Below are 13104 nucleotides of genomic sequence, written 5' to 3'. Positions count from 1 at the left end.
GCCGGCCCGGTCAGTGGTGGTCGACGGTCAGCGGCTCGAAGGCGATCCGGGTCGTCGACCCGTCGTCCGTCCAGCCGACCTCGACCGCGTCCCCGTCCACCCGCACCCCGCTCACCACGTCGGCGAGCGGGGCTGCGTCGGATTCCCCGGTCAGCGTGGCGAGAGCGACGAAGAGCGCGGTGCCCTGCACGGGGGCACTCAGTCGGGGCAGCACCGCCCAGCGGGTGAAGGCGGTGCCCTGCGGGGCACGGACCTCGTCATGGGCCTCCCAGCCGTGCAGCCCGAGCAGTTCGGAACGTACCCCTTCCTCGGCCCGCGTACCGGGGCCGGCCGCCCAGCCGGTGTGTTCCACCCGGGCGCCGTGCGGGGCGCCGGCCACCCGGTGCACCCGTAGCTCGTACCGCCCACGGACCACCGTGACGCTCTCCACCCGCAATCCCGGCACCATCGGCGGCCCCGAGGTGAAGACCGGCCGGTGCCAGGAGGCGGCCCAGCCCCAGCCGTCGCCCTGCCCGGCCCCGAGTGGCCGGATGGCGCGACGGCCGCTGCGCGCACCCGCGACCACCACGGCGAGGTGGTTGTCCGCGGCGTTCTCCCTGGCCGTCGGTCCGGTCACGGTCGAGTAGGCATGACGGCTGTAGAGCGGGTCGTCGAGTACGCCCGACTCGCCCTCGTGCGGCCGGAGATGGTCGCTGCCGTGGTTGTGCAGCCGTACGATGCCGTCCGCCTGGGTGGTCTGTACGAGCAGCCCCGGGGCCGGCAGCGCGAGCACCTGGTCGGGGCCCTCACTGGGCGAGCTCTCCTCGGTGGCCGTCCACAGCGGATGATCAGCGGGTGCCAGCAGCGCGACGAAGGCCTTGGACGCCCAGTAGGGGGACGCGGGACCCGAGTAATGCTGGATGGAGGCGTCGTGCGGGCCGTGCCAGCCGAGGCTCAGCAGCCCGTCGCTGCCGACAGCGCCCCGGTCGACGAAGTAGCGCAGGACGCCGCTGGCCAGGCGCCGTGAGGTGCCCGGCGAGAGCGGGGTGTGGCCGGTGACCGCGCCGAGCGCCACCGACGACGCGGCCGCGAAACGGTAGGAGAGCGAGCGGCCGAAGTGGATCGGTGCGCCGTCGGCGCCGAACAGCAGGGAGAAGCCCTCCAGATGCTCGCGCAGCCTGCTGCCGTAGCGGGCGGACAGCCCTTCGTCGCCCGACAGGTGGGCGTCGAGCACCGGATACAGGTGCAGGGCCCAGCCGTTGTAGTGGTCGAAGGCGCGGCCGTCGCCGTCCGCGTACCAGCCCTGTCCGCGGTACCAGCCGTCGAGCAGGTCGAGTGCCCGTTCCTTGGCGCGGGCCGTCTCGGCGTCGCCGCGGCCGACCGATTCCAGGAACGCGGCCACCGAGTAGGGGAAGAGGTACCAGTTGTTGGGGGCGGGCGTGTGGCGCAGCGAACCGCGCAGCCATTCCTCCGCACGGTCCTGCACCGCGCTGTCCAGCCGGTCCCACAGCCATGGCCGGGTGAGCCGGAGACCGATGGCGACCGAGGCGGATTCGACCATCGGCTGGCCGAAGACGGTGTGATCGCGGATCAGCGGCCAGGATTCCATGTCGTCCCGGCCCGGAGTCCGGGTGCCCGCCGTGAGTCCGTCCGCGTACCGGTCGAGCCAGCCGTGCGGGTCCTTGCCGTCCGCGCCCGCCACCCGGAAGGCGGCGGCCAGGAACGTGCGCGCGTACCCCTCGAGGCCGTCGGAGCGCACCCCCGAACCGGACGGCCGTCCCGGCAGATCGAGCAGTGCCCGGCCGGGGGTGGCCCACTGCCACGCCGCGTGCAGCAGACCGTCGGCCGCCGCCTCCCAGTGCGCACGGGTGTAACCGGTGCCCGGGCTCAGCACCCGGTCCTCGGCGGGGAGTTCAAGAGGAGACGTCATGCGAGGAATGCCAGCCTTTCGTGGTGTACGGGGTGGGCGAAGCCGTCGCCCGCGGCCCAGCGGCGCACCTCGCCGATGGCCAGATCGGCCAGCCTTCGCCACTCGTTGCCCTGCGAACCCGCCAGGTGTGGGGTGATCAGCGCGTTCTCGCACTCCCACAGCGGGTGCCCGGGCGGCAGGATGTCGGGGTCGGTGACATCGAGTACCGCGCGGATCCGGTGCTGTCGGAGTACGTCGATGAGCGCCTCCTGGTCCACCACCGGGCCGCGCGAGGTGTTGATGAGGACGCCGTCCGGCCGCATCGCACCGAGCAGCTCGCGGCTGACCAGCCCATGGGTGGCGGGCAGCAGCGGAGTGTGGACGCTCACCACGTCACTCTGCGAGAAGAGCTCGTCGAGGCCGACCTGCCGCACGCCGAGAGCGGCCGCCTCCGCCGCGGCGACGTACGGGTCGTGCAGCAGCACCGGCAGATCGTAGGGGCGCAGCAGTTCGATGACGCGCCGGCCGATCAGCGAGGCGGACAGAATGCCCACCGTGCGACCGTAGTTGCCAACCTCCGACGAGGTGTCGAGCGCACTGTCGCGGCGGCGGGCCGCGCGGTAGGAACGGGCCCGTTCCAGGACCCGCTTGCCGGAGAGCAGGATCATCGCGACGGTGTATTCGGCCACCGGCAGCGCGTTGGCGGCGGCGGCCGACGAGACCTCGATGCCGCGTTCCCAGCAGGCCTCGGTGATATGGCCGCGGACCGTGCCCGCCGTGTGGACCACGGCGCGCAGCCGGGGGGCCGCGTCCAGGACGGCGCCGTCCAGTGGCGGACAGCCCCAGCCGGTGACCAGGAGCTCCGTATCGGCCAGCACGGCGCGAGCGCGTCCGGTGGTGAAGTCGGCGAGCACCGGCAGCGGCGCCGGATCGCAGACCTCGGCCAGCGCGGCCAGCGGTTCGGGGCCGAGTACCGCGGCTGCCGCCTCCGGACTCATGGCCACAGCGGTGCGCGGACGGTGTGCGGTGGGGGTGGTGCTGGGCATCGTTCTCCTGTGCGGGGGGTGGTGGCTCGACGGTCCGGCTACTTGACGGCGCCCGCCGTGAGCCCCGAGCGCCAGAAGCGCTGCAGCAGCGCGAAGGCGAGGATCAGCGGCAGCACCGCGAAAAGTGAACCCATGATCACCACGGGGTAGTACTCGGGTGAGACGGTGGCGGCACTGTTCCAGGTGTAGAGGCCGAGACTCACCGGATACAGGTCCTGGTTGGACAACATCACCATGGGCAGGAAGAAATTGTTCCAGATGGCGGTGAGCTGGAAGAGGAAGACGGTCACCAGGCCCGGCCCGAGCATCCGCAGCGCGACCCGGAAATAGGTGGCCAGCTCGCCGGCACCATCCACCCGCGCCGCCTCGAGCACCTCGTCGGGCACATACCCCTGGCTGAAGATCCGGCCGAGATAGACACCGAAAGGATTGAAGAGGACGGGGATGAAGACCGACCAGAAGGTGTTCACCACACCGGTCGCGGACGCCATCAGATAGAGCGGCAGCGCCAGTACGGTCTGCGGCACCATGACCGCGGCGAGGACCAGACCGAACAGCTTCTCCTTGTGGGCGAAGCGGTACTTGTCGAAGGCATAGCCGCAGGCAACGCTTAGCAGGGCGCCGAGTGCGGCGCCGAGGACCGCGTACAGCAGGCTGTTGCCGTACCACCGGACGTACTGGCCGCCGTCCATCGCGAAGAGGTTCTTCAGGTTGTGCAGGAAGGAGAAGTGATTGAGCGACAGCAGCTTGCTGCCGAACAGTGAGTCCTGGTCCTTCGCCGCGGCCAGCACCAGCCACAGCACCGGCAGCACGGTGTACAGCACCGAGATGCCCACCACCAGATTGACCACCGAACGGCCGAGCAGCCGGGGCCGCAGGGCGGCCGCGGTGCGAGTGGAGCTCGTCGCGCTCATCGGGCTGCCTCCTCGGGGGCGTTGGCGCGATTGGTCCATCGGGTGACTCCGTAGGACAGCGCGATCGTGCAGATCAGCAGCACCACCGAAGCGGCTGCCGCCAGACCGTAGTTGTTGCGGGTGAACGCCGCGTCGTAGATGTACATGCTGGGTGAGAAGCGGGAATTGATCATCGGGCTGGACTGGCTGAGCAGGATCGGCTCGGTGAACAGCTGGAGCGCGAAGATGAGCGTGAACATCGCCACCATCACGATCGACGACCGCACCAGCGGGGTTTTGACCTGGAGGGCCGTACGCACTGGGCCCGCCCCGTCGACGTGCGACGCCTCGATGATCTCGCGCGGCACGGCCTGCAGCGCCGCGTAGAAAACCACCATGTTGTAGCCCAGGTTGCTCCACAGCGCGATGTTCGCGATCGCCGGGACCACGGTGTGCACACCGAGGAAGTCGACGGTGATGTCGGCCCTGCCGAGCAGATCGATCACCGGGCTGAGGCCGGGAGTGTAGAGGTACAGCCAGATGATGGCGGCGATGATGCCGGGCACCGCGTGCGGCAGGAAGAGACCGAGCTGTGCCCAGGAGCGCAGTCGCACCACGCCGGAGTCCAGCAGCAGCGCCAGCGCCAGCGAGCCGATCACCAGCAGCGGGATGTAGATCACGCTGTAGAACACGATGGTGCCCAGCGCGCCGAGGAAGGTCGGGTCGGTCAGGACCGCGGAGTAGCTGCGCAGTCCGACGAAGACCCGGCGTTCCGGGCCGAATCCGAGTCCCGGCTCGTCGTCACTGAAGAAACTCAGCCACACTGCGGTCCCGACCGGGATGAGGAAAATCGTGACGAGAAGGATGAAGAACGGCGTCATCAGGACGCCGCAGGCGCCGAGTTCGCGGCGCCTGGCCGGCCTTCGGGTGGAGCGCGGCGCGGGCCCGGCGGCCGAAGGCGCGTGCGACGGACGGGCCGCGGTGCCGGGCGGGAGTGAAGCGGGGGTGGTGGCGGGGCTGGTCATGAGTGTCACCTGCCTCTCTGCTGCTGGAAGGGGATTACGGGTCAGTTGCCGCGCTCGGTGGTGGCGAGGCCGAGCGCCTTGAGGTCCGGCATGGTGCCTCGCTGTGCCGCGCGTACCGCATCGATCAGGGAACCCTGGCCGCCGCTCGCCCGTGCGAAGCCGTCCTGCATCACCTTTCCGGTCGCGGTCATCCGCGGCCCCCAGACCCAGCCGTCCCGGATCTTGTGCGCTTCCTGCTCGAACAGGGCGTAGATGTCCTGGCCGCTGTAGTAGGCGCGGTCGAAGGCCTTGCGCCCGGTGCCGACCAGTCCGGGCGCAGCGGGGTACTGGCTGCTCGCACCACTGGCGAGCCGGGCGCGCAACGCGTCGGGGTGCGCCACCTGCCACTCGATGAACTCCAGGGCCGCCTCCGGGTGCGTACTGCTCTCGGTGACCGCGAAGGTGGAGCCGCCATGGGTGCCGATGGCGGGGTCGGCCGGATCCCACTGGGGGAGTGGGGCGATGGTCCACTTTCCCTTCTGCCCGGGATGAGCGGTCATCTGCGCCCCTGCGTCCCAGGCCCCGCTGAGCCTGGTGAGGACGAGCCCGCCGCCGACCTGCGCGTCGTTCTGCTGGCTGTCCACCGCGTTCACGAAGACCAGGTCCTGGTCGATGAGGCGCTGCCAGTACGACGCGATGCGGCGGCTCGGCACGTCGGTGAGCGACACGTTCCATGCGCCGCCCGATGTGTCGAACCACTGTGCGCCGGCCTGCCAGGCCCACGCCGCGAACTGTGGGGCGCCGTCGGTGGGGAACGTGGTGATCCTGCGGCCGCCGCCCGTACGGCGCACCGCCTTGGCCGCCTCCTCGAACTCGTCCCAGGTGGTCGGGGGTTCGATCCCGTACTTCTGGAAGAGGTCGCTGCGGTAGTGCATCACCATCGGTTCGACATCCAGCGGCAGACTGAACGTTCGCTTCTCGAAGGTGGTCAGGCCGAGTGACTGCGGCAGCAGTTTGGCGCGCAGGCTGTCGCTGACCAGGCCGGTGATGTCGCGGGCGACACCATCGATGGCGAAGCCGGGGAGCTGGGGGTACTCGATGGTGGCGACGTCCGGGGCGTTTCCGGCCCGGGCCGCGTTGCTGAGTTTCGCGTAGCCGCCCTGGCCGCCGGTGGGTATTTGCTGGAAGTCGACCTGAATCGTGGCGTGGGTGCGGTTGAACGCGTCCACCACCTGCTGGCTGCCGCGCAGCGCGGACCAGAAAGTGATCCGCGTGGCGTTCTTCGCCTTCCTGCGGCTGACGGCGCCGGCCGTACCGGTGCTGCCCGACTGCGCAGATCCGTCACCACCACTGCAGGCGCTCAGCGCCCCCGCCAGGGGCAGCGCGGCGATCGTGGCGAGCACGGATCGACGGCTCTGTGGGCCGGGCATGGGCGCCTCCCGCGGCTGTTGCGTCGAGCTGTTGAGTCGAGACACGGGAATACTGATCGGCTGATCGGAGCAGGTCAATAGACCGATCAGAAGAAAGTTGAAGCGGTCAAACGATCAGTCTGTGGGGGCCTGTGCCGAACCACGTACCTTCAGCGTCGGCAGCAGTTCCGTCCGGCGCACCGGGCCGCTGTCGCCCACCGGGCGGGACAGCCGGTGCAGCAGCAGTTCGGCTGCGGCCCTGCCGATCTCCGCCTTCGGCGGGGAGACGGCCGTCAGCGGCGTGCTGCCCAGTGCAGCGACCACATCGTCGTACGCCACCACCGAGCAGTCCTGCGGCACCCGCACACCGCTCTCGGCGAGTCGCTGCACCAGCATCAGTGCGTCCACATCACCGTGCAGCACCGCGCCGGTGGCCCCGCGTTCGCGCAGCAGCGCGGCCAGGTCGAGCGGCGCGGCCGGGGCGCCGGCCGGCGTCGTCACGGCCGTCTGCCCGGGGGCGCGACCCGGTCCGGGCACTGCGTTCGGGGTGCTGAGCACCACGGTCCAGTCCTCCACCTCGGGCCTGGCGGACGCGATCTCCGCGAACGCCGCACGGACGGTGCGGGCGGTGGGACTGTCGTCGCGGGCGGCCAGCACGATACGACGGTGCCCCAGCGACACCAGGTGGTCGACCGCGAGATGTACCCCGTACCAGTGGTCCGAGCACACCGAGTCCAGGGCGTGCAGGGCGCTGCCCGGCCGCGGGCGCCGCTCCATCAGCACGGTCGGCACCTTCACATCCGCGAGCCAACCGTAGTCAGCCTCCTCCGAGACGGCGCTGCGCCACCGCGGCGCGATCAGCAGGCCACGCGCCCCGCTCGCCAACGCCCGCTCCACCAGGGGGTGTTCGGCGCCCGCAGACTGCGGGGCGATATGCAGCGCGATCCGCATTCCGGATTCCTCCAGGACGCTACGGGCGCCGTGCAGGGTCTCGTAGAGGTACGAATGCCGTTCCGGCACCACCAGGGCGACCGCGCCGCCGTCCCCCGTCGGTTCCCCCGCGGATGCACCGGCCGGTTCCCCGGGGCGTGCGGCCGGGACGGCGGGCAGTTCGCCGATGTCATCCACCGGTCGGGCCACCCCGTGTCCGCGCCGTAGCTTTCCGGCCAGTGTCAGCTCCTCGACATCACGCCGGACGGTGACCACCGAGACCTCGAGTTCAGCGGCGAGCGCGCTGACCTTGACGGTGCCGCGTGACTGCACCACGGCGAGGATTCGCTGTCGCCTGAGTTCGACCGGCTCCCGCATGCTGTTGGCCCCCTCGCCGCACCGCTGCGCACTGTCTGTTTGAACGCTTCGACTGAGCGTCTGTCGCAGCATAGCGATCGGCCCCCGGCTGTCCACTGCTCCGCCGTTCGGGCAAATCGGTTGCCCACCGGGGCGGCCCCTGCTGTACTGCCTTTCGCCGGGCCGCGGTTCTGCCGGGCTGCGGTCTTTACCGGTAACGCGACCTGGGAGCTGATCATGCGCGGATCTTTCATGTTCATTCGGACAGGAATTCACCCCTATCTCGAGGACATGGAACTTCGTGCGCACTCTGAACCTGGGAATTCTCGCCCATGTCGATGCCGGTAAGACCAGCCTGACCGAGCGGCTGCTGTATGCCACGGGCGTCATCGAAGAGATCGGCAGCGTGAGCGAGGGAAATACCAGTACCGATACGCTCGCGCTGGAGAGGCAGCGCGGGATCACGATCAAGTCGGCTGTCGTCTCCTTCGTCATCGACGATGTCACGGTCAATCTGATCGACACTCCGGGACATCCGGATTTCATCGCCGAAGTGGAGCGCGCGCTGCGCGTGCTGGACGGCGCCGTGCTGGTGGTGTCCGCGGTCGAGGCCGTGCAGGCACAGACCCGCGTACTGATGCGGACACTGCAACGCCTGCGTATCCCCACGCTCATCTTTGTGAACAAGATCGACCGCTCCGGCGCCCAGGGCGACAGCACCCTGCGGGACATCTCCGGGAAACTGAGCAGCGCCGCCGTCGCGATGGGCTCGCCCAGTGAACTCGGCACACGGCGAGCCGCTTTCACGCCCTACGGAGCCGACGACACCCCCTTCACGGACGCCCTGACCGACCTGCTCGCCGAGAGCGATGACGCGTTTCTCGCCGCCTGCGTCGACGACCGCACGCCGGTGCCGTACAGCGAGCTGCGGAGCGTACTGGCTGCGCAGACCCGCCGGGCACTGGTGCACCCGGTCTACTTCGGATCGGCCCTGACCGGTGCGGGTGTGGACGCGCTGATCGCCGGGGTCAGGGAACTGCTGCCCGCCTCCGAAGGCGACGTGGACGGCCCGGTGTCGGGCACCGTCTTCAAGGTCGAACGGGGCCCGGCCGGCGAGCGGATCGCGCAGGTACGCATGTTCTCCGGGACGGTCCATACGCGTCGGCTGCTGCGGTTCGGCCGGGACGGCGAGGCGAAAGTCACCGCGATCGGTGTCTTCGAGCGAGGTTCGGTGGTGAGGCGCGCATCGGTGTCCGCGGGGCAGATCGCGACGATCCGCGGGCTCGGCGGCATTCAGGTGGGTGATGCGATCGGCGTACCGTGCGAGGGCGCCGCACCGCGTCACCACTTCGCCCCGCCCACCCTGGAGACGGTCGTCATCCCCGGTCACCCGGCCGAGAAGGGGACGCTGCACACAGCACTCTCGCAGCTCGCCGAGCAGGACCCACTGATCAACCTCCGGCACGACGGGATGCGGCAGGAGATCTCTGTTTCGCTCTACGGGGAGGTGCAGAAAGAGGTGATCCAGGCAACGCTGGAGAGTGAATTCGGCTTGGCCGTCTCCTTCCGGGAGACCACCCCCATCTGTATCGAAAGGCCGGCCGGAACCGGAAACGCCGTCGAATACATTGCGAAGAACCCCAATCCCTTTCTCGCCACCGTGGGACTGCGTATCGAACCGGCGCCGGTCGGCAGCGGCGTGGAATTCCGGTTGGCGGTCGAACTCGGCTCCATGCCCTACGCTCTGATCAAGGCGGTCGAAGACACCGTGAAGGAAACCCTGGGCCAGGGGATGTGCGGATGGCAGGTCACCGACTGCACGGTCACCCTGACGCACTCCGGTTACTGGGCGCGGCAGAGCCACGCGCACGGCACCTTCGACAAGAGCATGTCGAGCACCGCTGGGGACTTCCGCAATCTGACACCGCTGGTACTGATGGACGCGCTGCGGCAGGCCGGCACCACGGTGCACGAGCCGATGCACCGCTTCCGGCTCGAGGTCCCGGCCGACGCCTTCGGTGCGGTGCTGCCGGTGCTGGGCCGGCTGCGCGCCGTTCCGCACACCCAGTCCGTACACGGTGCCTCGTACCTCCTGGAGGGTGACATCCCGGCGGCGTCGGTGCACCGGCTGGGACAGCAACTGCCGACCCTGACCAGCGGTGAGGGCGTATTGGAGTCCGCATTCGACCACTATCAGCTCGCCGGCGCGGAGATTCCGTCCCGGCCGCGTACGGACCACGATCCCCTCGATCGCAAGGGGTATCTGCTCCGGGTCGTACGGCGGGTCGGCGGGCCGGACAGGACCTGACCGGGCCGTACCCCGGTGGCCTCCCGCAGCGCCCGGCGGCAGAGTGTGTCGGCGCTGCGGGTGGACTCCGGAAGGCGGTAGTGGGGAGACAAGCGCAGTGTGTGGGCGCAGGCGTTGTCGATGCCGACCCGGTGGCCGACCGAGACGAAGACCGGCTTGACACCGTCCTGAGTGCGCAACGCCCGGCCCACCTCCTCGCTGTTGTCGGCGATCAGCGCGGTGAACTCACCGCGCCGGGCACCCGGTTGCTCGTACGAGAAGGCGAAGGGGCTCTTCGCGACGCCGATCACCGGCAACCCGGTCAGTACGCCCAGATGGCTGGCCAGGCCGAAACGCCTGGGGTGCGCCAGGCCGTAACCGTCGCAGACCACGAGACCCGGGTCCGCGGTGAGCGAGTCCAGCGCCGCCAGCACGGTCGGGATCTCCCGGAACGCCAGTAGCCCCGGAACGTACGGGAACGCGACCCGGTCCACAGCGGTTGCCCGGTCGACGACCACCAGGGTGGCGGCGTCCAGCACGACGGCAGCGGCGGCCACCACGTCCCGCTCGTCGTCGTACGCCACATCGACACCGGTGATCAGACCGGTGCCCGGCGGCGGGCCGGGCTCGTCCAGCACCACACGGGTACGCAGTTCGTCCTGTATCGCGCGGGCTGCTGTCTCGTCGGCGGGTGTCTCCATGGAGGCCACTGTAGGAGCCCGGAATCCCCCCGGGTGACACGTTCGTCGGCCGGGGCCGCCCGGATGGCCCAGCACCGGTACGGCTGTGCGGTCCATTGCGCCGAGAGTGGAGAGGTACGCCCGTATCCGTTGTCCGCAGCCCACACACCTGGAGCCCTGATGACCTGCATCAACCGACATGACCTCGGCCTGCTGGTGCTGCGGCTCGGTACCGGCGCGGTGCTCGGCGCGCACGGGGCCCAGAAGTTGTTCGGCTGGTTCGGCGGCGGCGGACTCGCGGGGACGGCGGCCGGAATGGAACACATGGGCTTCCTGCCGGGCCGCCGAAGCGCGATCGCCGCCGGGCTCGGTGAGGCGGGTGGCGGAGCGCTGCTGGCGCTCGGTCTGGCGACGCCCGCTGCCGGGGCGGCGGCTGCGGGAGCCATGGCCGGAGCCGTCGCGGTCCATGCCCCGGCCGGCTTCTTCGCCCAGAGCGGCGGCTACGAGTATCCCGCCTTCCTCGGCTTCACCGCCGCCGTGATCGGACTGACGGGTCCGGGCCGTCTCTCCCTCGACCGCGCGACCTGCCATCGGTTCGACCAGCCGTGGACGGTCGGCGTGGCCTTCGCGGGCAGCGCGCTCGCAGTCGTCGCCGTGCTCGGGAAGCGGATCAGGGCGCAGGCCGCGGCGGTCGCCGCGGCGGACAGCGAGGCCGACGCCGAATGACAGCGGTGGCGGCGCCATGGCCTGGCGCCGCCACCTGCGGTCGGTGAGCTCCGGTCAGGCGATGGACGCTGAGATGATGGCCGCGACCGCGATGTTGCACGAGGCGGTGACCCATACCGCGGGGTGCGGCTCCTGCTCGACCAGCGTCGCGCCGAGCTTTCCCGGGGTGACCAGGTCGACGATCAGGAAGGCGACCGCCATCATCACCAGGCCGAGCACACCGAACAGCGCGGTCGACGCCAGGCCCTTGCCGAAATCGTCGTACGTCGTCCATATGGACGTGAACACGATCCCGCCGATGCCCAGCAGCGCCGAACTGAGCAGCGTGGCGGCATTGCGGTTGCGTTCCTCCCAGATCTGCCGGCCGAGCTTTCCGGGGGTCAGCAGGTCCACCAGGACGATGCCGAGAATCAGCAGCACCACTCCGAGGGCTCCGTAGACGGCGGCGCGGCCAAGTCCGTTGACGATGTCGTTCATCGGGAAGCGTGTCTCCACTGGTCGAGTGTTCGCGGTCAAGGAGACGCAAAATCTATCGCACGGTCCTGCCCGCAGGTCAGGGCGCGAACACCCCTGTCACCGCGGTGCCTTGAGGGATGAGCGGTTCACTTGGCGTACATCACCGTCCCGAAGCCGAGCTGGTCGAAACCTCCGCTGGTCGATCCGTAGTCTCCGCCGCCTCCCTCGGGACGGACCTTCTCGGCCATCGCGGTGATGTAGGGGACGGACAGCTTGCGCCGCCCCACATAGTGGTAGTGCAGGATGTCCCACACCGGTCTGAGCTGCCCGCGAGAACCGGACGAGATGACGGTCTGCTCGCTGTACGCACAACTCTGCCCGGTGCCCCAGGTGTACTTGGTGAACGGTACGTCCTGGCCGAGGTTGTACTTGGCGACGTACTGGGCGGCTTTCATGAACCGGTTGTTGTCGTGGCCGTACAGGTCGTCACCCTGGTTCCAGGCCATTTCGCAGAACGCGCCCATCTGGCCGATGCCCATCATGCTGTGGCCCTGGTCGCGGCCGCTCTCCTGCCACTGCGCGAGGCCCTCGCTGTCGTACAGGAAGGGGACGGCATGGCCGAGTGAGCCGTTGCCGGCCCCGGTCTTGAAGTAGTTCACAGCCTGGTCGTACTTGGCACCGTCGTCGCACAGGATGCCGATGGCCAGAATGGAGTTCATGTTGCACAGGTCCCAGTTCGCCCAGTAGTTGGTGATGCAGGCGTCGTTGTGACCGGTGAGGAACTGGTTGTTGAGCGGGTAGAAGACGTCGAGCATCATCGTCTGGAACCGGTCGAGGTCGAAACCGCCGTATCCGCGCATCAGTTCCGCGGCATTGGCGAACTGGTAGCCGTAGATCCCGGCGGCCAGGAAGCGGTCGGCGTTGCCGGTGACCGTGGTGAGCTTGGCCGACCAGGCGTTGAGGATGTCGCGGGCGGCGTCACCGTTGGCCGAGGTCCCCGCGATCTTCCAGCGCAGGGCGTTCTGGTAGGCGGCGTGGATGTCGTTGTAGAGAATGCCGTAGTTCTGGCCGGTGCCGCCACGGATGATGGTGGCCTGCGGGTTCGCCTTCCAGGTTCCGGCGGAGTGGGAGTTGGCGGTGATGCGCTGCCAGCCGGACAGCCACGGGTTGTCACCCGCGGCCACCCGGACCTTGGCGCGGTTCAGTTCGCCGTAGGCGTGCAGCGCACCGGGGTGGGTGAACGTCGCGGGCGCGGCGTTCGCGCTGCCACGGGTCAGTACGGTGGCAGCACCCCCCAGGGCGCCGGCGGCGGCCACGCCGCCGGCGGTCCGCAGCAGGCTGCGGCGACTCATCCTGTGTTGGTTGCGCTGACGGTGTGCGGTGTCGCGGTCGATGGAGTTCATACGTGGGGTGTCTCCATTCTGCGAG

Annotated in this window: 10 protein-coding genes and 1 pseudogene; 2 read left to right on the top strand and 9 right to left on the bottom strand. The window is 69.5% G+C overall.

Features of this window, described 5'->3' with window-relative positions:
• Positions 1-10: 10 nt before the first annotated feature.
• The 6 genes from AB0M87_RS30610 to AB0M87_RS30585 all read right to left on the bottom strand — a co-directional run bounded on the left by AB0M87_RS30610 (position 11) and on the right by AB0M87_RS30585 (position 7548).
• The gene (locus AB0M87_RS30610; RefSeq protein ID WP_365858734.1) at positions 11-1909 is read right to left on the bottom strand and encodes a DUF2264 domain-containing protein; all 1899 of its coding nucleotides are present in this window, start codon (positions 1907-1909) and stop codon (positions 11-13) included.
• Entirely contained in the window at positions 1906-2934 is a 1029-nt protein-coding gene (locus AB0M87_RS30605; RefSeq protein ID WP_365858732.1) for a hydroxyacid dehydrogenase, read from the bottom strand. Before AB0M87_RS30605 ends, AB0M87_RS30610 begins: the two co-directional genes overlap by 4 nt.
• A gap of 38 nt (positions 2935-2972) precedes the next feature.
• Positions 2973-3848 carry a carbohydrate ABC transporter permease gene (locus AB0M87_RS30600; protein ID WP_365858730.1) on the bottom strand — a complete coding sequence of 292 codons (876 nt, stop codon included), beginning with the start codon at positions 3846-3848 and terminating at the stop codon, positions 2973-2975.
• Positions 3845-4852, bottom strand: a complete 1008-nt coding sequence (locus tag AB0M87_RS30595; RefSeq protein ID WP_365858728.1) for a sugar ABC transporter permease — start codon at positions 4850-4852, stop codon at positions 3845-3847. The genes AB0M87_RS30600 and AB0M87_RS30595 overlap by 4 nt, the downstream gene beginning before the upstream one ends.
• Before the next feature lie 41 nt (positions 4853-4893).
• Complete coding sequence (locus AB0M87_RS30590) at positions 4894-6261, bottom strand: extracellular solute-binding protein (RefSeq protein ID WP_365858726.1); 1368 nt, start codon at positions 6259-6261, stop codon at positions 4894-4896.
• Between the two features lie 114 nt (positions 6262-6375).
• Positions 6376-7548, bottom strand: coding sequence for a substrate-binding domain-containing protein (locus AB0M87_RS30585; RefSeq protein ID WP_365858724.1), 1173 nt, complete (start codon positions 7546-7548; stop codon positions 6376-6378).
• Positions 7549-7828: 280 nt separating this feature from the next.
• On the opposite strand from AB0M87_RS30585, the gene AB0M87_RS30580 reads away from it, so the two are divergent.
• On the top strand, positions 7829-9835 hold the full coding sequence (locus tag AB0M87_RS30580; protein WP_365858722.1) for a translation factor GTPase family protein: 2007 nt from the start codon (positions 7829-7831) through the stop codon (positions 9833-9835).
• 14 nt (positions 9836-9849) lie between these two features.
• Here the strand turns inward: AB0M87_RS30580 and AB0M87_RS30575 are convergent.
• A pseudogene (locus tag AB0M87_RS30575) lies at positions 9850-10515 on the bottom strand (endonuclease V); the annotation flags it as partial.
• Positions 10516-10674: 159 nt separating this feature from the next.
• On the opposite strand from AB0M87_RS30575, the gene AB0M87_RS30570 reads away from it, so the two are divergent.
• Positions 10675-11220 carry a DoxX family membrane protein gene (locus AB0M87_RS30570; protein WP_365858720.1) on the top strand — a complete coding sequence of 182 codons (546 nt, stop codon included), beginning with the start codon at positions 10675-10677 and terminating at the stop codon, positions 11218-11220.
• A gap of 54 nt (positions 11221-11274) precedes the next feature.
• Here AB0M87_RS30570 and AB0M87_RS30565 read toward each other — a convergent pair whose 3' ends face one another.
• Both AB0M87_RS30565 and AB0M87_RS30560 read right to left on the bottom strand, forming a co-directional pair.
• A complete protein-coding gene (locus AB0M87_RS30565) occupies positions 11275-11697 on the bottom strand; it encodes a DUF350 domain-containing protein (RefSeq protein ID WP_365858786.1) in 423 nt (140 codons plus the stop codon).
• Between the two features lie 125 nt (positions 11698-11822).
• Positions 11823-13028 (bottom strand): alginate lyase family protein, encoded by a 1206-nt coding sequence (locus AB0M87_RS30560; protein WP_365858718.1) that lies wholly within the window; start codon positions 13026-13028, stop codon positions 11823-11825.
• Between the last annotated feature and the right edge of the window lie 76 nt (positions 13029-13104).

The organism is Streptomyces sp. NPDC051320 (assembly GCF_040682175.1).
In the GTDB taxonomy this organism is placed as follows: Bacteria; Actinomycetota; Actinomycetes; order Streptomycetales; family Streptomycetaceae; genus Streptomyces.
The sequence above is the reverse complement of the archived record's forward strand: the minus strand, read 5'-3'. Positions and strand labels throughout refer to the sequence as shown.